This window comes from uncultured Cloacibacillus sp., from assembly GCF_963926575.1.
Lineage (GTDB): Bacteria > Synergistota > Synergistia > Synergistales > Synergistaceae > Caccocola > Caccocola faecigallinarum.
The window spans coordinates 456457-475200 of record NZ_CAWUXW010000001.1 but is presented as its reverse complement, the minus strand read 5'-3'; the positions used below and the strand labels follow the sequence as shown (position 1 = coordinate 475200).

Sequence of the window (18744 nt, the reverse complement as noted above, 5' to 3'; positions counted from 1 at the left end):
ATCGAGCGCGCGCTTACGTTTGTAAGGTATCGTCGCGCTTAGAACTTCACGATGAACGGAGGCGGCTTACGTTGGTTTTGAAAAGGGACGAGCTCGACGCGACGGACTGGAAAATCCTCGCGCTGCTGCAAAAGGACGCGCGCGTCACATATCAGGAGATAGGGCGCGCGGTCGGGCTGACGCGCCCCGCGGCGCGCGAGCGCGTGCTGCGCATGGAGGAGCGCGGCGTGATTGCGCGCTGTGGCGCGGAGCTTGACGCCGAGGCCGTCGGCCGCGCGCTGCACGTGATGATAACCTTCAAGTTCAACCCCGACGCGCAGTTCAGCGGCACGCCGAACGCGACGCTAGCGCCGCTGCTCGAAAATTCGCGCGAGGTGATACGCTTCTGGGAAATTTACGGTGAGCTGGACTTTCTCATAGAGGCGGCCTTCCGCTCGAAGGACGAGATGCGCGGTTTCCTCGAATCGCTGCGCGCCTACGGCTTCGTCCGCTCGCACCTGATAGCCGCGGAGCGCGAGCTCGGCATCCGCCCCGCGGAGGGCGCGGAGTAGCGGAAATTCGCGCCACGGCGCGCTGCGTACGAAAACGGGCAGATTTTTTCCGGCGCGCGCCGTCACATCAGGCGGCGCAGCAACAGCCACAGCGCGCCGAATATGACGGGGAAGAGGGCGACCATAACGCCGAGCGGCGCCAACCCGCCCATACCCGGGAGATACGACGTGTGGAAGAACGCCCTGCCGGCGGCGTATGCGAGCGCCGTAAGAGCGCAGTATACCGCAAAGGCGGCGGCCGGGACGAGACTTCCTGCGGCGCGGCAGAGCAGCCACAGCGCCAGCGCCCCCGCCGCGCAGGCCGGCGCAGGATATTCGGTTATCAAATAAACTATGAACAGCCCCGCCACAGCGACATACGTCATCTGCACAACGCCCCTCTTTCGGCTTTTTCAATATGCCTGAGCGTAAATTCCTCACTCCAACAGACGCAATATATAGGAAAACGCGGCGCGCCGCAATAAGTGCGCGACGCGCTGCGAGCCGCGGCGGGCGGCCCGTCGGATTTCGCCGCTTTCGTAAGTTCTACCTGTCGAGCCACTTTTCGTGCAGGAACTGCGACATGAGGTCCGCTATCTCGATGTTGTTGAGGTCGGAGAAGGGGAAGTGTGTGTTGCCGCGCACACCTATCTCGGGCAGATGGACGAGCTTCGCGTCGCCGCCGTGCTTGTTCACCGCACCGGCCCAGAGTCGTGCCATAGCGAGGCGCACGCGCCAGTTATCCTGTCCCGGGTTCGCCGACGGCTCTTCCGGTATATTGTCGCCGTAGTAGACGATTATCGGAATTTTCGTCAGCTTCAGAAAATCTTCAAGCTTGACCTCAGTGGGCGCGAGAGTTCCAGCCGAGCTCGGCATCGGGGCCGGGGCCTCGCCCTTCGGGAAGACGAAGTCGCTGCCCGGCTCGTAGGCTACGACCGCGCGAACCTTCGGATTCTTCATAACCGTGCGCCAGCCCGGGCCGCCGCCCTGCGAGTGCGTTACGAGCACGCCCTCGCCTATTCTGTCAAAAACCGCGGAGACCGCGTCGGATATAACCTCGGCGTCGTAAGGGCCGGTGTTCGGCGTCGCCTGACGGAAATACTGCTCAAGCGCCGCGGGGTCGCGCGAGAACTGCGCGTTCGGGAAGAAGTCGGGCCAGATTCCCAAACGGAAGATTCCGAACAAAAGCTGCTCGTCGGGCGCGGCCTTCACCTCCATGTCCACGGTCGAGCGTCCCGCCTGTCCGCGTCTCGGCTGGTCGAGAAGATATACCGGGAAGCCGCGGCGCAGGAAGATGTTCTGAAAGCCCTCGCGTCCGTCGGGCGTCGTCTGCCACGTCGCCATCGACTGCCCCGCGCCGTGAAGGAATACAAGCGGCAGCTTCTTCGCGTTTTCCGGTATCTGGTAGAAGACCCGCGCGTGGTCGCCGTGCAGCGTCTGACCTTCAGCGTTCCATTTGTACGGGTCGAACTTGCCGGGATTCTGTTTCACCGTTCCGCCCGCCGCGAATACTCCCTGCTCGCGTATCACGATCGGCTGAGGCTCCGCTGCGAACGCCGCGCCGCAGATAACCGCCGCGAGCGCGAGCGCCGCGAATGCGTTTTTCAAAAATTTATTCATAGCTTGATTCTTCCTTTCTTCCGCGCGTTCTGCGTCAGCGTATAAAATTCGTAAAGACCGGCTCTTCCTGCTCTGGCGGCGTCACGCCGAGCTTCTTTCCCGCTTCGATGCACATTAGGAAAAAGGCCATGTTCCGCGCGAGCGTGCGCAGAGTCCACAGCCCTTCCGCGTCCTGCATAAGTTCTTCGGCGTTGTGACCGAAGGCTATGTTCCAGTAGCGCGAGGAGACTACGGGCATCTCGCATATCGTGAACATCCTGTTGAGCTGGTCGAAGGCGGGGACCGCTCCCGCACGGCGCGCGACCGCGACCGCCGCGGCTGGCTTGAGGCGCACGGCGGAGCCGCTTCTGCCTATAAAGTCGGAGTAGAAGACGCGGTGCATGAACGATGTGATATGCCCCGCGTCCGCCGCGTAGTGCGTCGGCGTGCCGAAGATGAAGCCGTCCGCCTTCTCTGCGAGCTCGACGAATTCGTTGACGCGGTCTCCCTCAATGACGCACCTGCCGAGCTTCGCGCAGGCCATACAGCCTATGCAGCCGGATATGGGCTTCGCGCCCGGCCAGAAAATTTCGCTCTCGACCCCGTCTTTGCCGAGCTGCTCCGCGATTACGCCGAGCGCCGCGTTTGTCGTCCCGTTCTTGTGCGGGCTTCCGTTTACGAGCATTACCTTCATTGCATAACTCCTCCCGAAATTTTTATATTTTTGCGCGCGAGCCGCTATTTCAGCGACGCGAGCCAATCCGCTATTTCTTCCTCGGACGCTCCTCCGTAGAACTCTTTATCGTCGAGCACCGCAGCGCTCGGAGCGAGCTTACGTATCGCCGCCGCGCTCTCGTCCGCGCCTCCGCCGCCGTGCGTGCAGAAGGGGATTATCGTTTTACCCGCGAGCTTCGCGCCTTCGAGGAAGGTCATGACGGGCGTCGGTATGGTGTGCCACCAGACGGGGTGGCCGAGGAATATCACGTCGTACCGCGCGAGATCCTGCGGCACGGCTTTGAGCGCGGGGCGCGCGTTTTCCTCAAGCTGGCGCTTTGCGACCTCGGTCGACGTGTGGTAGTCGTCGGGGTAGGGCTCGACGGTTTCCAAGCGGAATATATCCGCGCCCGTGAGCTTCGCGACCGTCTCCGCGACGCCCTGCGTGTTGCCCGTCTTTGAGAAGTAGACGACGAGCGCTTTCTTGTCTCCCGCGAGCGGAGCTTCCGCGGCGCGCGCCGCTTCCGCCGAAAATCCGAGCGCCGCGAAAATCGCGGCGGCAGCCGTAAACGCAGAAATTTTTCTCATTTTCATTTCGTTCTCCTTTCTTCGGGCAAAGCGCCAACAGCGGACAAGCGCCGTGCGCTTTTCCCGAATTGCTCCTGTTTTGTTCTTTCGCCTGATTTATGCTAATTCTTAGAGCGTCGTCTAAGACAAGCCTCTAGCTTCGGATTTCTCCGATTTTCGCCATCTTTAGCGCGGGCAGGGTTATCACCGCGCGCAGGCCGCCGCCCTCGCGGTTTTCGAGCGTCAGGGAGCCGTTGTTGAGGAGCACCATGTTGCGCGCTATCGTGAGGCCGAGGCCCGTGCCGCCAGTTCCGCGGCTGCGCGAGCCTTCTACGCGGAAGTAGGGTTCGAAGACCTTTTCGAGAAGCTCTGGCGGGATTCCCGGGCCGCGGTCCTCGACGCGGATTATCACGCTTTCGCCGCGCCGTTCGACTGAGAGCTCCGCACCGCCCGCGTACTTGAGCGCGTTGCCCGCGAGGTTTTCGACGGCGCGGCGCAGACATGTCGGACGCGCCGCGACGAGAGGCGGCTCGCCGCAGTCCGCGGCTTCCGCGAACGTCACGGCCCCGCCGTTCGCCGCCATGTCGTCGGCCACGCTTGCGGCGAAGGCCGCCGCGTCCATCGGCACGGCCTTCTCCGAGGTGCGCAGGCTGCGAGCGAGCTCGAGCCCCTGCTCGACTATCGAGCGTATCTCCTCTATGTTCGCGGCGAATTTTTCGCGCAGCTCGGGCGGCTCTATGCTGTCGAGGCGCAGCTGCACGCGCGCGAGCGGCGTGCGCAGGTCGTGGCCCATCGCTTCGAGCATGTTGTTGCGCTCCGTCAGATTGCGCTGCACTCGCGCGAGCATTTTGTTGAAAGAGCGCGCCACCTCGCGCACTTCGTAATTTCCGCGCTCTTCGAGCGGCTGGGCCGTCTCCGGCGTCGCGCCGAAGCGCTCTATCTCTTTGCCGAGCCTGTTCAGCGGCAGCATCGCGCGCACGATGAGCATGATGACGGCGGCGGAGCATATCAGCGACTCAAGCATTATGAAAATCCTCTGACGCCATATCAGCCGCCTGTCCGTCACCGAGAGCGGCTGAACGAGCTCAAGCCACGAGCCGCCGCCGTCCTGCACGAGCATCTGCATCATCGGGAAGACGTAGCCCGCGTACCTCGGCGACGAGGCCTCGGGCGCGTCCTGATAGAGCACGCGCGCGCGAACGTCGCGCGGCGGAATGCCCGCCTCGGTCAGGATTTTCGTCACGGCCTCGCGCGCCAGCACGGATTTGTAATAATCCGTTTCCGTCTCCCACTCCGGCGCTTCGGCGGCGCGGAAGCGGAACGGCTTGTGCAGCGCGGCGCGCGACCTGTCGAGCGAGGCGAGGTACTCCCCGCGTTCCGCCGCGCTCATGTGCGCGAGCGCCTGACAGACCGAGGCGATGTAGTCGTGGCCGACGGCGAGGAACTCGCCCGCGTAGGACTGCTGAATCGAGTAGACGGCGTAGTAGTTGACGCACTGGAGCGCCGCGAGGCTCAGCACCGCTATTGCAACGAGCTGCCCGCAGAGCGAGTCGAGCCGCAGGAATTTTATGAAGCCTTTCATAATCTATTCCACTTCCTTTATATCGCGCTCTCCGTGCCGCGTTCCGAAGCGCGGCATGAAGCGCCAGAGCGCGCCGAAAATCACGGGGAAGAGCGCGAGCGTATAGGCGAGCAGTAGGAGGCCGCCCATGCCCCCAAAATATACGCCAGGCAGATAGACCGCCGCCGCAAGCGCGCAGTATGCGGCGAAGGCGAAAAGCGGGCGCGGCCCGCCGTCGACGCGGCAGAGCAGAACGAGCGCCGCGCAGCATATGAGTGCCGTGAGCGCGGGATTCTCCGCTATGAATGTGAAAACGCCGAAACCGGCCTGCGCGGCGAGCCGCATCCGGCTATTCCCACGCCGCCTCGCGCCGCACCGGCGAGGCGAGCATATAGCCGTCGCCGCGCATCGTGCGTATCAGCGGCGGGTTCGCGTTCTTGTCGCGCAGCTTCGCGCGGAGGCGGCTGACCTGCGCGTCGATGCTCCTGTCGTAGATGTTCAGGCTGCGTTCCGCGAGGTAGTCCATAATCATGTCGCGCGTCACCACCTGCTGCGGGTGCTTCAGCAGCAGCATGAGAAGGCGGAACTCCGCCGCCGAGAGCGGCACGGCGACGCCCGACTCGTCTATCAGATGGCGCGCCATCACGTTGAGCTTCCAGTTCCCGAAGGCGAGCAGATAATTTTCCCCCGCGCGCGGAGGCTCCGGCTGCGGCGCGCCGTTCATCGAAGCGCGCCGCAGCAGCGCGCGCACGCGTGCTATAAGCTCCCTCGCTTGAAAGGGTTTGCCGAGGTAGTCGTCGCCGCCGATTTCGAGGCCGACGACCTTGTCCGTCGTCTCCTGCAAAGCCGTAAGAAATATGACCGGCAGCGAAGCCCAGCGCGTCCCGTGTGCGCGCAGCCTGCGGCAGAGCGAGAGGCCGTCCTCGCCCGGCATCATGATGTCGAGCAGGACGAGCGAAAATCCGCCGCGTTCGAGCGCCGCGAACATTTCCGCGCCGTCCTTCGCGCTCTCCGAAGCGTAGCCGTAATTTGCGAGCGTCTCAGCGATAAGCTCGCGCAGCTCCGCGTCGTCGTCAACTATGAGAATTTTCGTCTTTTCCTCGCTCATCTCCGCGCCTCCCAATCTTTGCTTCATTCTAATATATCGTTGCTCCATACTCCAGCGACGAAATCTTACAAAACCGCAAGGTTCGCGGGACAAACGCAAGGTTACGCGCGGCGCGCGTCATAACGGCGTAAGGCGCGCGCGATAGAGTATTAAGCGCCGAAGGGCGAAAACGGACGACGCGGAGGGACTGCGATGTACACGATGAAAAAAACGGCGGAGCTCACGGGGCTCTCGGAGCACACGCTCAGATACTACGACAAGGAAGGGCTCCTTCCCGGCCTAGCGCGCGACGGCGTCGGACGGCGCGTATTCTCCGAGGAGGATTTGTTTAATATCCGCACGATACGGGCGCTGCGCGAAATGGGCATCCCGATAGCGCGCATACGTGACTTCATCGCCGCGGGGCGCGGAGAGCGGGCGCTCGAAAGACGCGGCGAAATAATAGCGGAGCGGACGGCGCGCGCGAAAGCCGAGCTCGAAGCGCTGAAAGATCAATTAAAGCTGCTCGCCCGCGCGGCGGAATACTGCCGCGGCACGCAGGCCAAGGGCGCTGCGCTCGCGGCGTAGGCCGGATAGCCGAAGCGCGAAGCCCGGCAAGAGGCGGACGAAGGCCCCGCCCATAGAGATAGACAGAACCCAACAGGCACGCTCATGACGAAAGCGCACACTTCCTCAAAAGCAGCTCTCCGCGCCGCCGATTCCGCGCCGGCGCGGCCTTCGGAGGGCGGAAATTCCTCTCCTCATCCGCCGCGGTGAACCGCGGCGGGTCTTAAAGAATATCGTCTATAAAAATACACCAAATATATGGAGGCAGAACATGAAGAAAACAGTCAAAGTCATAACCATTGCGGTCGTCGCCGCGGCGCTCGGAATATTCCTATGGAGCGTGCTCTGCGCCGAGGCGGAGTCGAACGTGCGGATAATCTGCGAAACGGAGCAGCGCGTCGGCCCGGCCTCGCCGGAGAACTTCACGGGAGAGGCCGTATCGCGCGGCTACTTCCCCGCCAAAGAGATAGGCGTTTCCACGGGCGAGGTGACGTTCAAGCCGGGCGCGCGCACGGCTTGGCACACGCACCCGCGCGGTCAGATGCTCATAATCACCGAAGGCCGCGGCCTCGTCCGCCAGTGGGGCGAAGAGCCGCAGGAGATGCGCGAGGGCGACGCGGTGTGGATTCCCGCCGGAGTCAAGCACTGGCACGGTGCGGCGCCAGACTCCGGCGTGACGCACATAGCGCTCGCGCCGCTCGACGAAGAGGGACGCAGCTGCACGTGGATGGAAAAAACGAACGGCGAAGATTATCCGGGCAATTAGAAAATCGCGGCGCGTCCGCGCAACATAAAAACTTTTACGGAGGTAACGAAAATGACGAAAATATGTGCGTTTGCAATTTGCGCCCTCATGCTGGCGTTCGCTCCCGCGGCTTTCGCGGAAGAGGCGAAGGAGCTGTCCCCCAAACAGCGCGCCATAGCTCCGATAGCGGCCTTCACAGCGAAGGGCGACATGCCGAAGCTCAGGACCGCGCTTGAAAAAGGGCTGGCCGCGGGGCTGACCGTCAACGAGATAAACGAAGTCCTCATACAGATGTACGCCTACTGCGGCTTCCCGCGCAGCCTGAACGCTATAAACGGCTTCATGGCGCTGGTGGGCGAACGCGCCGAAGCGGGCATAAAAGATCCGAGAGGCGAGAAACCGAAGATACTTCCGCGCGACGCGGACAGAGACAAAATCGGCGCTGAAAACCGAGACAAGCTCGTCGGCCGCAGCTACAAGGCCGCGAACGCCGCCTTCGCGCCGGGCATCGACATGTTCCTCAAAGAGCATCTCTTCGCCGACATCTTCGAGCGCGGCGTACTCACGTGGCAGGAGCGCGAAATAGCGACAGTCTCCGCGCTCTCTGCGATAAGCGGAGCCGGGGCGCAGCTGCGCTCGCACACCGGCAACACGCTCAACACCGGCGTGACGCCCGCGCAGATGGAAGACCTCGCGCGCACGCTTAAAGCCGAAGTCGGCGAAGCCGAGGGCGCGGCGGCTGAGCAGGCGCTGAAAGAGGCGCTCGCCGCGAGAAAATAAGACTTCTCCTAAAATTTCCCATATACCCAAACGCGATGGCGCGGAGCGAAAAAGCCCCGCGCTTTCGCGTGTTTACGCCGCGCGCGTGAAATTAAGGAAACGACGGCGAGCCGAGGCGCGCGCCGCCGCGTCCGCAAAACGACGCGGAACAGCCGCGCCATTCGCCGCTTTCGCACGCTCTCCACGCCTCGCTGGAAATTTTACAGCTTTGCAACAATCCGCAAGAGTGCGCCGCCGAAGCGCAACATTACGCCTCGCTCGCGTCATACCGCCGTAAGGCGCGCGCCGTACAATGCCCACGTAAACGAGAGGGAGGCGCGAAAGCGCGCCGGACCCCCGAAAACAATCTCAAAGGAGAGAAAAACATGAACATGACAGTAATGGCGCTCGCCGCGGCAGCGGCGGTAACGGCAACGGCTTTCGCCCATCAGGCGCACGCGGCGGAACAGGCGAAAAATCCCTTCGGCCTCGTCTATCGCGGCGCGATAACGAAAAACGAAGCGGGCAAGGTCAACATCCACCCCGTCAGCTACGAGCTGAACGGAATTAAAATCGCCGCCAACGTCTACACGCCCGCGGGCTACGACAAATCGAAAAAATATCCCGCCGTCGCAGTCGCCCACCCCAACGGTGGCGTAAAGGAACAGGTCGCGGGCCTCTTCGCGCAGCGCTTGGCGGAGCTCGGCTACGTGACGATAGCGGCCGACGCGGCCTTCCAGGGCGCGAGCGGCGGCGAACCGCGCAGCAAGGACGTGCCCTTCTACCGCACCGAAGACATCCACGGCATGGCCGACTACCTCTCTTCGTATCCCGGCGTAGACGCTGACCGCCTCGGTGTCCTCGGAATATGCGGAGGCGGCGGCTACACGCTGAACGCCGCGAAATCCGACAAGCGCTTCAAGGCAGTCGCGACGCTAAGCATGTTCAACAGCGGCCTCGTGCGCCGCGAGGGATACATGAGCTCGCTGGCGAACACTGTAAACGAACGTATGAAGGCCGCCTCAGACGCGCGCGCCGCGGAGCTTCAGGGCAAGATGAGCTACTCCGGCGAAGTCGACTTCGACGCGCTCACCGACGAAGCGATAGCGAAAATCCCGACCGACCTCTACCGCGAGGGCATGGTCTACTACGGCAGGACGCACCGCCATCCGAACTCGACCTTCCGCTACACGACCGCGAGCCTCATGGAGCTGATGAGCTGGGACGCGACCGACCAGATAAAGCTCATCGACGCGCCTCTGCTCATGATGGCCGGAGAGAAAGCCGACTCGCTCTACATGACGCTCGACGCCTTTGCCAAAGCGACCGGCACGAACGACAAAGAGCTCTACCTCGTCCCCGGCGCGACGCACATCAGCACCTACCACGTCCCCGAGTACGTAGACCTCGAAGTCGCGAAGCTCAAGGAGTTCTTCGGCAAACATCTGTAAGAGCCGCCGCGCGCGGAAAAGTGAAAAAATCATTTTCCGCCGAACGAAGGGAAACTGAAAAAATCACTTTTCCTCAAACGCACGAAAACTAAAAAATCGCCTCTGCGTAAAACAACCGCCGCGTCCGTAATTTAAGGGCGCGGCGGTTGCTTTTGCGTGCCGCGCGACGGTTTGACGCTCGCGCCATCGCGCGGCGGATGTCGCGTAAACGTGACATCGCGCGCGTCAAATTCACGCGCGCGGCGCTGCGTCTGCGCCGCAGGGCAAACGCACGCCCGCCGCCGTCGGTTTCATGTGCGCGGCATAACGCGGCGGCGTTTTCGCCGGCTTATGGCGCGCGGCGTGAAGCTTCGCGCTTTTCCTTGCTTCGCGCTCTTTACGATGAATTTACAAAAGGCTCTTGAATTTCCGCCGCTTGGTACTAGAATATGCGTTCTCGAAAGCGCGCGGCGTTCGCGCGGCGCGCGGGGAACTTTGGAGGCGCGTCGCTATGGTTAAGGATTTGACGGCGGGGAGTCCGGCGCGGACGGTCTTCGCCTTTACGCTGCCGATTATCGGCGGCAACTTGTTTCAGCTTTTTTACACGCTCGCGGATACGGTCATCGTCGGGCGCACGATGGGCGCGGAGGCGCTAGCGGCGGTCGGCTCGACTGGGACTTTCATCTATTTCATACTCTGCTTCGTGCAGGGGCTGACGGGCGGCTTCGGCATCTGCATCGGGCAGCGCTTCGGCGCGCGCAGCGAGGTGGGCGTGCGGCGGTCGATTGCGGCCTCGGCGCTGCTGTCGCTCGTTTTCACCGTCGTGCTGACGCTTTTCGGCTGTCTCGCTGCTCATCCGATCATCCGATGGATGGACACGCCGCCCGAAATTTACGGGATGGCCTACGATTATATGTTCGCCGTCATGCTCGGCACGGGCGCGACGGTCGCCTACAACCTCGTTTCGAACGTTCTGCGCGCGCTCGGCGACAGCAGGACGCCGCTTTACTTCCTTATATTTTCGTCGTTCCTGAACATCGCGCTCGACATTATCTTCATCGTGCCGCTCGGCATGGGCGTCGCGGGCGCGGCGTGGGCGACGGTGCTTTCGCAGCTCGTCTCGGCGGCGCTCTGCGCGCTCTACGGCGCGCGGAATTTCCGCGAGCTGCGCGTGCTCGGCAACGACTGGCACAGGTCGCCGCTGCTCTTCAAGAACCACCTGCGGCTCGCGTTCCCGATGGGCTTTCAGATGTCGGTGATGTGCGTCGGGCTGCTCGCGATGCAGACGGCGGTCAACGGCCTCGGCGCGGAGACGGTCGCGGGCTTCACGGCGGCTACGAAGGTGGACCAGCTTTCGGTGCTCGTCAACGGCGCTTTCGGCGTCGCGATAGCGGGCTACGTCGCGCAGAATTACGGCGCGGGGCTCGGCGGGCGCATAAAGGCGGGCGTGCGCGCCTCGCTGGTGCAGCTTGAGATTGCGAACGTAATTATGGGCGCGATTATGCTTTTGGGGCGCGCTTACGTCGTGCCGCTCTTCATCGACGACGCTACGGCGGCGGTCAACGCGGCGGCCTACGGCTATCTCTTCGTCGTCGTTCCGTTCTATCCTCTGCTCGGCCTGCTCTGCATCTACCGCTCCGCGCTCCAGAGCATGGACGACGCGCGCACGCCGTTCGCGGCCTGCGTCTCGGAGCTCGTGATGCGCGTGACGGCGGCCTTCGTGCTCGCGCGCTTCTTCGGCTACGCTGGGATATGCTTCGCGACGCCGCTCGCGTGGATGGGCGCGCTCGCCTTCCTCGCGCCGGTCTGGCTGCGCCGTGCGAAGCGGCTCGCGGACGGCCGCGCGTTCCTCTAAGGCGCGTTTCGCCGTTTTTTGCGGATTTTTTGCACGCGTAAAAACGCGCGGCTGCGGCACAGACGCCGCGCCGCGCGCTTTTTTCGTTTACGTGCCGCGCGGGCTCGTCTTCTTTTTTTTACGGGGCTGTAATATAATCGAAGGACAGTTGAATATTCGCTTTCGGCGCAAGGGAATCCGGTTCGATGCCGGAGCAGTCCCGCTACTGTAACTCTGACGAAGCCGCGAGATGCCACTGACAATGTCGGGAAGGCGCGGCGGAGGACGAAGGGGAGCCAGGAAACCTGACGCCGGGAGGGGAAGGGGGAAAGTTTGCGCGGACGAACGCCTTTGCAGCTTTAAGAGAAACGGCCTGAGAGCTGCAAAAGGTGCGAGACGCGGCGGACGAATACGCCGGGTCTTTTTTTGTTGGTCGGGCCTGAAATTTTGACCGAGGCGCCGCGAGGACGGCGCGGAAAGGAAGAACCACGCGATGAAGAAAATGTTTGCACTCACACTGATGTTATTGGTCTCTGCAATGATTGCGGGAACGGCGCTCGCTTCCGAGGCGAAGCCGAAGGAGGACAAGCGCGGCATACTGATAGCCTCGTTCGGCACGTCGATGCCGGAGGCGAAGAAGGCGATAGACAACCTCGTCGATTCCGCGAAGGCCGCGTTCCCCGACACTGAGGTGCGCGTCGCCTACACGTCGAACATCATCCGCAGGAAGCTGGCGCGCGAGCAGAACGTCGTAATCCCGACGCCCGCCGAGGCGCTCGCGCAGATGAACGACGAGGGCTTCACGCACGTCTGCGTCATGCCGATGCACATAATCCCGGGCGAGGAGTACGACGATATAGCGAGCCTCGTAAACGGCTTCGCGCAGATACGCGGCAAGTACGGCTTCAAGGAGCTTAAGCTCGGGCAGCCCTACCTCGCGACGGTGAAGGACTGCGACGTGATGGCGCAGATTCTAGTCAAGCGCTTCGACAAGGAGCTCGCGCAGAAGGGCACGGCGATAGTCCTCATGGGCCACGGCACGCCGGAGCATATCGCGAACGCGCTCTATGCGCAGCTTCAGCTTTCGCTCGACGCTGCGGCTCCGGGGCGCTTCTTCGTCGGCACCGTCGAGGCGGCTCCGACTATCGACAACGTCATCGCGGGTCTCAAGAGAGAGAAGCCGAAGGCGCTCGTGCTTTCGCCCTTCATGATAGTCGCGGGCGACCACGCGAACAACGACCTCGCCGGCGCGGACGACGACGAATCGTGGATAAACGTGCTCAAGGCCGCGGGCTTCAAGAACATCTCGACGAAGCTCGTCGGCCTCGGCGAGGACCCGAACATGGCGGAGCTCTTCGTCGCGAAGATAAAGGACATGATGAAATAAACTATGGAAGGCTCCGCGCGCGATCTGCTGGAATACCGTAAAGAGACGGCGGGGAAGCGGACGAAGCTCGCGCTCGTCCTGCTTTCGCTGCTCGCGCTCACCGCGGTGTGGCGCATCACGCAGGGCGAGTGGGCTATCCCGCTCGCGCGCGTCGCGGAGCTCATCTCTCCGTTCCTCTCGGGTGAGGACTTGTCTTCGCCCGAGGCTCTAGTCGTCCGCTCCGTGCGGCTGCCGAGATTCCTCGCCGCGGCGGGGACGGGCGGACTGCTCGCGGTCTCGGGCGTAGTGCTTCAGGGCTTGCTCGCAAACCCGCTCGCCGAGCCCTACACCCTCGGCATAGCCTCGGGCGCGGCCTTCGGCGGCGCGCTCGGATTTTTCTTCGGCTCGTTCGCCGTCACGCCCGCGGCCTTCGCGGGCGCGCTCTTCGCGCTCTGGCTCGTCGGCGTAATCGCGTGGCGCAGCGGAGGCGGCGGGGCCTACATCGTGCTCGCCGGAATAATTACGAACGCCGTGCTCTCGGCCGGCGTGACCTTCCTTAAAGCTATCGCCGACGACAAGCTCGGCGCCATCGTGCTCTGGCTCATGGGCAGCCTCTCGGGCGCGTCGCCCTCGTCGGCGCTCATGGCGTGGGCGGGCGCGGCCTTCGTCTTCGTCCCTGCCTTTGTTTACGGGCGGCAGCTCGACGCCGTCTCGCTCGGCGAAGGGCGCGGCGAGTTGCTCGGCGTCGACGAGCGGAAGCTGCGCCGCACGCTTTTGTTCTTCGCTTCGATTGCGACCGCGCTCGCGGTCAGCTGCTTCGGAATCATCGGCTTCGTCGGCCTCGTCGTGCCGCACCTGCTGCGCACGCTCATCGGCCCGGCGAGCCGCCCGCTGCTCGTATTCAGCTTCCTCGGCGGCGCTCTGCTGCTCTCGGCGGCGGACGGCCTCGCGCAGAGGATGGGCGAGCTTCCCGTCGGCGTGATAACTGCGCTCATCGGCGGGCCGTTCTTCTGCTGGATACTCGCGGGAAGGAGGCGCGCGGCGTGAGCGGCGCTTTCGTGCTCGACTCCGTCTCCTGCGGCTACGGCGGCAAGGACATACTGAGCGGATTTTCCGCGAGCGTCGAGCGCGGCGCTCTGACGGCGCTCATCGGGCCGAACGGCAGCGGCAAGAGCACGCTGCTGAAGCTTCTCGGCGGCGTCGTCGGCTACCGCGGCAGCGCGGAGCTCGAGGGGCGCGAGCTGCGCTCCATGTCGCGCGCGGAATTTGGGCGCGCGGTCGGCTTCGTGCCGCAGCAGACGAAAATTTCGTCGCCCTTCACAGTCTACGAAGTAATCGCTATGGGCCGCCTGCCCTACTGCGGCCTCTTCTCGAAGCTGAACGCCGAAGACGACGCGGCGGTGCTCGACGCGGCCGGGCGCGCGGGCGTCTCGCACCTGCTCTTCCGCCGCGCCTCGGAGCTTTCGGGCGGCGAGCAGCAGCGCGTCTATATCGCCGTCGCGCTTGCGCAGGACCCCGATATATTCCTGCTCGACGAGCCGACCTCGGCGCTCGACCCGAGCCAGTCCGTGCGGATTTTTTCCATTCTCCGCGAGCTCGCGGCGCACGGCAAAACCGTCGTCGTCGCGGCGCACGACCTGAACGCCGCGATACCCTTCTCCGACCGCTACATCGCGCTGCGCGGCGGCGCGCTCGCCTCGCAGGGTGCGGCCTCGGAGCTCGACGAAAAAGTGCTCGGCCCGCTCTACGGCATAGAATTCAAAAAATACACGTCGGAGGAAGGAGGACGCGCATGGCACCCTTCCGCGCAAGGCTTCTGATCTTCGCCTCCGCCCTCATATTCGCGGCGCTCGCCGCCATTCCCGCGCGCGCGGAAAATTACGCGCGCATCGTCTCGCTCTACCCGGGCCACACGGACAACGTCGTCGCGCTCGGCGCGGGCGCGAAGCTCGTCGGCATATCGGAGAACGACAACGAGGGCCTTCTTCCCGGCGTTCCGCGCTTTTCGATGAAGGCGGGGCCGGAGGCTCTGCTCGCGCTGCGCCCCGACCTCGTGCTGACGCGCACGCTCGCGGACAGCCAGAACCCCGAACTGAAGAAAGTGCTCGAACGCGCGGGCGTGCGCGTCGAGGTCATAGACCCGCCAACGTGGGATGGCTTCGAGCAATATCTGCGCAAGATAGCGGAGCTCGCGGGAACTTCGCCCGACGCAGCGGTCGCGGCGCTTGCGAAGGCGCGCGCCGAAATCCGCGCCGCGGCGGAGAAATCCTCGCGCGGGCGCAGGCCGCTCGTCTTCGTCGAAGCTACGTCGCGCGAGCTTCACACCTGCTCGCCCGACTCGTGGGCCGCGCATCTCGTGGAGCTTGCGGGCGGAGTCAACGCCGCGGCGGAGGCGAAGCCTCTGCGCAGCGGCAGCTCGATCGCGCCGTGGGGTCTGGAGCGCGCGCTCAAGACCATAAATTCAGGCCTTGACGTCTACCTTGTGCAGCAGGGGCCGATGAACGCGGCGGACGAAGCGTCGCTGCGCGCGAGGCCGTGGAGCTCCGCGCTCGCAGATGTGCGCGCCGCGGTCGTGCCGGAGTACTGTCTGAGCCGTCCTTCCCTCTCGGGACTGAAAGAGGGCGGCGCAATGCTGATAAAAATATTTTACGGAGAGTGACCCCATGAAACTTACTGTTGTCGGTATCGGCCCCGGAGCGCCGGACCTTTTGACGCTGAGAGCCTTGAACGTGCTGAAGGACGCGGACCTCGTGATGGTGCCGCGCGCGAAGGACGGCAAGGCGGGAGTGGCCGAGCTGGCCGTGCTTGAAAACCTCGGAGATTTGAAGACGCTGCCGCTGCTCTTCCCAATGATCAGCGACGCCGAAAAGCGCGACGCGAAGCTGCTCGAACAGCTCGAGGCGTGCCGCGGCCTCTGGCAGGGCGCGAAGAACGTCGCTCTGCCCGTCATCGGCGACTCGGCGCTCTACGCGACCGGCTCATATCTTTTTGACGTCTGGCGCTCGCTTGTGCCCGATCTCGAACTTGCGCTCGTGCCCGGCATTTCGGCGCATCAGCTCGCCGCCTCGCGCGCGGGGAAATTCATCGCAATGGCGGAAGATGTGCTCTCGATAATCCCGTGCACCGGCGAGCGTGAAAAGATAAAGAAGGCCCTGGCCGCGGCCGACTCCGCCGCGCTCTACAAGCCGAGCGCGCTCGGCGCGTCGCTGCGCGAAACGGTGGAGGCGTGTGGGCCGTGGCAGCGCATGATCCGCGTCGACCGCGCGGGGCTGCCTGACGAAAGAATTATAGAGGGCGCGCCGGCGCTCGACACCGCGGAGGAATATCTCTCCGTCCTTCTGCTTTGGAGGTAGAGCGTGGACTGGAGCGGCCTGCTGAGGGGCGAGCTGCGGCTCACCTTCGACATACTCGCGGGGCTTGCGGTCGGGATGGTCGTCCTGCGAAGCGGCCTCGCCGACAAGCTCATGAAGAGGCTGCTGCCGCTCCTGCGCCGCGCGGGCATCGGGCCGGTGCTCGGCATGGCGCTAACGATAAGCCTCGGCTCGGCGAAGGCCGGCGCGGCCTTCATCGCCTCGGCGCTCAACGAAGGGCGGCTCGGCGAACGGCCCGCGAAGTGGGGGACGCTGATGCTCTCCTTCCCGGCCTACCTGCACCGCTGGCCCTCGACGATGGTGATGGCGGTCTCGCTCGCGGGGCTGCCGGGCGCGATATTCGGCGCGACGCTGCTCGCGCGCAGCGCGGCGCGCTTCGTGCTGCTCGCCGCGATACTCAAGCGCGGCGAGGGCGAGAGCGGCGAGATAACGGAGGAGGCGGCGGGCTCCGCGCGCAAGGTGAAGTTCGGCAAGCGGATGCTCAAGACTCTGCCGATAGCGTGGTTCTTCTACGGCGTCGCCTACGCGCTCGTGCCGTGGGCCGAGGAGGCGCTCCGCTCGTGGCTGCTCGGCGGCACGGCGTTCCTGCCGCTCGCGGGGCTGACCGTCGCGGCGGCGTCGATAGCGCACGTTTCCGCGGCGCTCGCGCTCGCGGGCGGAAGCCTCGCGGCGGGCGACCTGACTGTGGCGCAGGCGGTATTCGCGCTGCTCTTCGGCAACAGCCTCGGCATCGTGACGCGGCTCTTCCGCGCGAACGCGGGATATTATTTCGGACTTTTCTCCAAAGAGACGGCGAAGGAGCTGCTCTTCTGGAATTTCGCGACGACGTCGTTCTTCGCCCTGATAACGCTCGCCGCCGCGGCGCTCCCGCTCATCGCGGAAGCTATGTAAAAATGTGACGGACGTGAGGTGTTCTTAATGAGACCCGAAGAGATAGAACAGGAAAGCATGAGGATAATCGGCGCGGAGATGGGGCCGTGGAACGGCCCCGCGGAGAACCTTCCGATAGTCAAGCGCGTCGTCCACACGACGGCGGACTTCGATTTCGTGAAGAATCTGCGCTTCTCCGACGGAGCCGTGGAACGCGCGCGCCGCGCGCTCGCCGCGGGCTGCGCCGTCGTGACGGACACGAACATGGCGGCTGCGGGGATAAATAAAGCCTCGGCCGCGCGCTTCGGCGTCGAGGTCGTCTGCCGCATGGCGGAGAAGGAAGTGCGCGAGGCGGCGCTCGCGCGCGGAGTGACGCGCGCCGTCGTGAGCATGGAGATCGCCGCGGAGAAGACGCCGGAGGCTATCTTCGCGATAGGCAACGCGCCGACGGCGCTGATACGGCTCTGCGAACTCGTGAAGGAAGGGCGCGCGAAGCCCTCGCTCGTCATCGGCGTGCCGGTCGGCTTCGTCAACGTCGTCGAGTCGAAGGAGCTGCTCGTGCGCACCGACGTGCCGTACATCGCGGCGATGGGACGCAAGGGCGGCTCGACGGTCGCCTCCGCGATAGTGAACGCTCTGCTCTATGGCATACAATAAAAATCTCCGCGAAGGAATATCGACGGGCTCGTGCGCGGCGGCTGCGGCGAAGGCCGCGGCGCTGAAGCTGCTCAACGGCGTCTGCCCGCAGTCCGTCGAGATAGCCGCGCCCGGCGGGCGCATCCTCACGATACCGGTGCAGGACACGCCGCGCGGCTGCGGCGTTGTGAAGGACGCGGGCGACGACCCCGACGCGACGGACGGCCTTCTGATACTCGCGAACGTCGAGCTCGGCGGCGATGCCGGAGAGATAACCTTCGCGGGCGGCGAGGGCGTCGGCACCGTGACGCTGCCGGGGCTCAAAATCCAGCCCGGCGAGCCGGCCATCAACCCCGTGCCGCGCGCGATGATAACGGAGGCTCTGCGCTCCGTCATAGGCGCGCAGGCGGCGAAGGTTACGATTTCCGTGCCGGGCGGCGAAGAGACGGCGAAGCGCACCTTCAACCCGCGCCTCGGCGTGACGGGCGGCATCTCGATACTCGGGACGACCGGCGTCGTGCGCCCGATGAACGAGGAATCGATCTTCGAGTCGCTGACGCTCGAGCTCAACACGCACGCCGCGGCGGGACAGAAAATAATCGCCGTCGCCTTCGGCAACACCGGCGAGCAGGCGATGCGCAAGGCCCTTGAAATCTCGGGCCGCTGCGTCGTGCAGTGCGGCAACTACATCGGCTACGTGCTCGACGAGGCCGCGCGCCTCGGCTTCAAGCGTGCGCTGCTCTGCGGGCATCCGGGCAAGCTGCTCAAGGTCGCGGCGGGGAGCTTCAACACGCACAACCGCACCGGCGACGGGCGGCTCGAGGCGCTCTGCACGCAGGCCGCAATCGCGGGCGCGCCCGCGTCGCTCGTGCGCGAGCTCTACGAATGTATGACGACCGAGAACGCGATGCGCATCGTCGCGGACAACGGCCTCGACCGCCTCTGGACGACGCTCGCGCAGATTACGGCGAAGCGCTGCACCGACAGGTCGTTCGGCGAAATGCCGGTCGAGGCGGCCTACATAGACAACGACGGAAAAATCCTCGGCGAGAGCGAAAACGCTGAAGCGCTCGCCGAGGAGCTGAGAAAGATAAATTAGGAGGCGCGC

Annotated in this window: 21 protein-coding genes and 1 riboswitch; of the genes, 14 read left to right on the top strand and 7 right to left on the bottom strand. The window is 64.2% G+C overall.

All coding sequences use genetic code 11. The features are described 5' to 3' along the window. The first annotated feature begins 71 nt into the window (after positions 1 to 71). Entirely contained in the window at positions 72 to 551 is a 480-nt protein-coding gene (locus ABGT66_RS02155) for an Lrp/AsnC family transcriptional regulator (RefSeq protein WP_346688527.1), read from the top strand. Positions 552 to 613: 62 nt separating this feature from the next. Here ABGT66_RS02155 and ABGT66_RS02150 read toward each other — a convergent pair whose 3' ends face one another. The 7 genes from ABGT66_RS02150 to ABGT66_RS02120 all read right to left on the bottom strand — a co-directional run bounded on the left by ABGT66_RS02150 (position 614) and on the right by ABGT66_RS02120 (position 6079). Next, positions 614 to 916, bottom strand: coding sequence for a hypothetical protein (locus ABGT66_RS02150; RefSeq protein ID WP_303147206.1), 303 nt, complete (start codon positions 914 to 916; stop codon positions 614 to 616). A 160-nt stretch (positions 917 to 1076) separates the two neighbouring features. Then, the gene (locus ABGT66_RS02145) at positions 1077 to 2138 is read right to left on the bottom strand and encodes an alpha/beta fold hydrolase (RefSeq protein WP_346688525.1); all 1062 of its coding nucleotides are present in this window, start codon (positions 2136 to 2138) and stop codon (positions 1077 to 1079) included. 46 nt (positions 2139 to 2184) lie between these two features. Continuing rightward, positions 2185 to 2823: a flavodoxin family protein gene (locus tag ABGT66_RS02140; protein WP_346688524.1), complete on the bottom strand. Its 639-nt coding sequence runs from the start codon at positions 2821 to 2823 to the stop codon at positions 2185 to 2187. A 44-nt stretch (positions 2824 to 2867) separates the two neighbouring features. After that, on the bottom strand, positions 2868 to 3431 hold the full coding sequence (locus ABGT66_RS02135; RefSeq protein ID WP_346688522.1) for a flavodoxin: 564 nt from the start codon (positions 3429 to 3431) through the stop codon (positions 2868 to 2870). A 133-nt stretch (positions 3432 to 3564) separates the two neighbouring features. Beyond that, the gene (locus ABGT66_RS02130; protein WP_346688520.1) at positions 3565 to 4992 is read right to left on the bottom strand and encodes a HAMP domain-containing sensor histidine kinase; all 1428 of its coding nucleotides are present in this window, start codon (positions 4990 to 4992) and stop codon (positions 3565 to 3567) included. A 3-nt stretch (positions 4993 to 4995) separates the two neighbouring features. Next, positions 4996 to 5316 (bottom strand): hypothetical protein, encoded by a 321-nt coding sequence (locus ABGT66_RS02125; protein WP_300263587.1) that lies wholly within the window; start codon positions 5314 to 5316, stop codon positions 4996 to 4998. A 4-nt stretch (positions 5317 to 5320) separates the two neighbouring features. Next, the gene (locus tag ABGT66_RS02120) at positions 5321 to 6079 is read right to left on the bottom strand and encodes a response regulator transcription factor (protein WP_346688518.1); all 759 of its coding nucleotides are present in this window, start codon (positions 6077 to 6079) and stop codon (positions 5321 to 5323) included. Positions 6080 to 6271: 192 nt separating this feature from the next. On the opposite strand from ABGT66_RS02120, the gene ABGT66_RS02115 reads away from it, so the two are divergent. From ABGT66_RS02115 to cbiD, 13 genes are all read left to right on the top strand, one after another. Continuing rightward, positions 6272 to 6646, top strand: a complete 375-nt coding sequence (locus ABGT66_RS02115; protein WP_346688517.1) for a MerR family transcriptional regulator — start codon at positions 6272 to 6274, stop codon at positions 6644 to 6646. A 250-nt stretch (positions 6647 to 6896) separates the two neighbouring features. Then, positions 6897 to 7391: a cupin domain-containing protein gene (locus ABGT66_RS02110; protein ID WP_346688515.1), complete on the top strand. Its 495-nt coding sequence runs from the start codon at positions 6897 to 6899 to the stop codon at positions 7389 to 7391. Positions 7392 to 7442: 51 nt separating this feature from the next. Beyond that, positions 7443 to 8150 (top strand): carboxymuconolactone decarboxylase family protein, encoded by a 708-nt coding sequence (locus ABGT66_RS02105; RefSeq protein ID WP_346688513.1) that lies wholly within the window; start codon positions 7443 to 7445, stop codon positions 8148 to 8150. Positions 8151 to 8515: 365 nt separating this feature from the next. After that, on the top strand, positions 8516 to 9580 hold the full coding sequence (locus ABGT66_RS02100) for an alpha/beta hydrolase (RefSeq protein ID WP_346688511.1): 1065 nt from the start codon (positions 8516 to 8518) through the stop codon (positions 9578 to 9580). Between the two features lie 490 nt (positions 9581 to 10070). Beyond that, entirely contained in the window at positions 10071 to 11414 is a 1344-nt protein-coding gene (locus ABGT66_RS02095) for an MATE family efflux transporter (RefSeq protein WP_346688510.1), read from the top strand. A 128-nt stretch (positions 11415 to 11542) separates the two neighbouring features. Further along, positions 11543 to 11721: riboswitch (cobalamin riboswitch) on the top strand. A 174-nt stretch (positions 11722 to 11895) separates the two neighbouring features. After that, entirely contained in the window at positions 11896 to 12780 is an 885-nt protein-coding gene (locus ABGT66_RS02090) for a sirohydrochlorin cobaltochelatase (RefSeq protein ID WP_346688509.1), read from the top strand. Positions 12781 to 12783: 3 nt separating this feature from the next. Further along, positions 12784 to 13806 carry an iron ABC transporter permease gene (locus ABGT66_RS02085; protein ID WP_346688507.1) on the top strand — a complete coding sequence of 341 codons (1023 nt, stop codon included), beginning with the start codon at positions 12784 to 12786 and terminating at the stop codon, positions 13804 to 13806. Further along, the gene (locus ABGT66_RS02080; protein WP_346688505.1) at positions 13803 to 14579 is read left to right on the top strand and encodes an ABC transporter ATP-binding protein; all 777 of its coding nucleotides are present in this window, start codon (positions 13803 to 13805) and stop codon (positions 14577 to 14579) included. Before ABGT66_RS02085 ends, ABGT66_RS02080 begins: the two co-directional genes overlap by 4 nt. Next, a complete protein-coding gene (locus tag ABGT66_RS02075; protein ID WP_346688504.1) occupies positions 14552 to 15418 on the top strand; it encodes an ABC transporter substrate-binding protein in 867 nt (288 codons plus the stop codon). The genes ABGT66_RS02080 and ABGT66_RS02075 overlap by 28 nt, the downstream gene beginning before the upstream one ends. A gap of 4 nt (positions 15419 to 15422) precedes the next feature. Further along, complete coding sequence (locus tag ABGT66_RS02070) at positions 15423 to 16112, top strand: precorrin-2 C(20)-methyltransferase (RefSeq protein ID WP_346688503.1); 690 nt, start codon at positions 15423 to 15425, stop codon at positions 16110 to 16112. A gap of 3 nt (positions 16113 to 16115) precedes the next feature. Then, the gene (locus tag ABGT66_RS02065; RefSeq protein WP_346688502.1) at positions 16116 to 17021 is read left to right on the top strand and encodes a hypothetical protein; all 906 of its coding nucleotides are present in this window, start codon (positions 16116 to 16118) and stop codon (positions 17019 to 17021) included. Between the two features lie 27 nt (positions 17022 to 17048). Then, the gene (locus ABGT66_RS02060; RefSeq protein WP_346688501.1) at positions 17049 to 17657 is read left to right on the top strand and encodes a precorrin-8X methylmutase; all 609 of its coding nucleotides are present in this window, start codon (positions 17049 to 17051) and stop codon (positions 17655 to 17657) included. Next, the gene (cbiD, locus tag ABGT66_RS02055) at positions 17644 to 18735 is read left to right on the top strand and encodes a cobalt-precorrin-5B (C(1))-methyltransferase CbiD (protein ID WP_346688499.1); all 1092 of its coding nucleotides are present in this window, start codon (positions 17644 to 17646) and stop codon (positions 18733 to 18735) included. The genes ABGT66_RS02060 and cbiD overlap by 14 nt, the downstream gene beginning before the upstream one ends. The last annotated feature ends 9 nt before the right edge of the window (positions 18736 to 18744 follow it).

What these genes read in the sequence shown, in the direction of transcription:
- ABGT66_RS02130 (WP_346688520.1), bottom strand. Translation starts at nt 4,992, where the DNA reads ATGAAAGGCTTCATAAAATTCCTGCGGCTCGACTCGCTCTGCGGGCAG.
- ABGT66_RS02075 (WP_346688504.1), top strand. Translation starts at nt 14,552, where the DNA reads ATGGCACCCTTCCGCGCAAGGCTTCTGATCTTCGCCTCCGCCCTCATA.
- ABGT66_RS02090 (WP_346688509.1), top strand. Translation starts at nt 11,896, where the DNA reads ATGTTTGCACTCACACTGATGTTATTGGTCTCTGCAATGATTGCGGGA.
- cbiD (WP_346688499.1), top strand. Translation starts at nt 17,644, where the DNA reads ATGGCATACAATAAAAATCTCCGCGAAGGAATATCGACGGGCTCGTGC.
- ABGT66_RS02085 (WP_346688507.1), top strand. Translation starts at nt 12,784, where the DNA reads ATGGAAGGCTCCGCGCGCGATCTGCTGGAATACCGTAAAGAGACGGCG.
- ABGT66_RS02150 (WP_303147206.1), bottom strand. Translation starts at nt 916, where the DNA reads ATGACGTATGTCGCTGTGGCGGGGCTGTTCATAGTTTATTTGATAACC.
- ABGT66_RS02060 (WP_346688501.1), top strand. Translation starts at nt 17,049, where the DNA reads ATGAGACCCGAAGAGATAGAACAGGAAAGCATGAGGATAATCGGCGCG.
- ABGT66_RS02070 (WP_346688503.1), top strand. Translation starts at nt 15,423, where the DNA reads ATGAAACTTACTGTTGTCGGTATCGGCCCCGGAGCGCCGGACCTTTTG.
- ABGT66_RS02140 (WP_346688524.1), bottom strand. Translation starts at nt 2,823, where the DNA reads ATGAAGGTAATGCTCGTAAACGGAAGCCCGCACAAGAACGGGACGACA.
- ABGT66_RS02125 (WP_300263587.1), bottom strand. Translation starts at nt 5,316, where the DNA reads ATGCGGCTCGCCGCGCAGGCCGGTTTCGGCGTTTTCACATTCATAGCG.
- ABGT66_RS02120 (WP_346688518.1), bottom strand. Translation starts at nt 6,079, where the DNA reads ATGAGCGAGGAAAAGACGAAAATTCTCATAGTTGACGACGACGCGGAG.
- ABGT66_RS02110 (WP_346688515.1), top strand. Translation starts at nt 6,897, where the DNA reads ATGAAGAAAACAGTCAAAGTCATAACCATTGCGGTCGTCGCCGCGGCG.
- ABGT66_RS02135 (WP_346688522.1), bottom strand. Translation starts at nt 3,431, where the DNA reads ATGAGAAAAATTTCTGCGTTTACGGCTGCCGCCGCGATTTTCGCGGCG.
- ABGT66_RS02115 (WP_346688517.1), top strand. Translation starts at nt 6,272, where the DNA reads ATGTACACGATGAAAAAAACGGCGGAGCTCACGGGGCTCTCGGAGCAC.
- ABGT66_RS02095 (WP_346688510.1), top strand. Translation starts at nt 10,071, where the DNA reads ATGGTTAAGGATTTGACGGCGGGGAGTCCGGCGCGGACGGTCTTCGCC.
- ABGT66_RS02100 (WP_346688511.1), top strand. Translation starts at nt 8,516, where the DNA reads ATGAACATGACAGTAATGGCGCTCGCCGCGGCAGCGGCGGTAACGGCA.
- ABGT66_RS02105 (WP_346688513.1), top strand. Translation starts at nt 7,443, where the DNA reads ATGACGAAAATATGTGCGTTTGCAATTTGCGCCCTCATGCTGGCGTTC.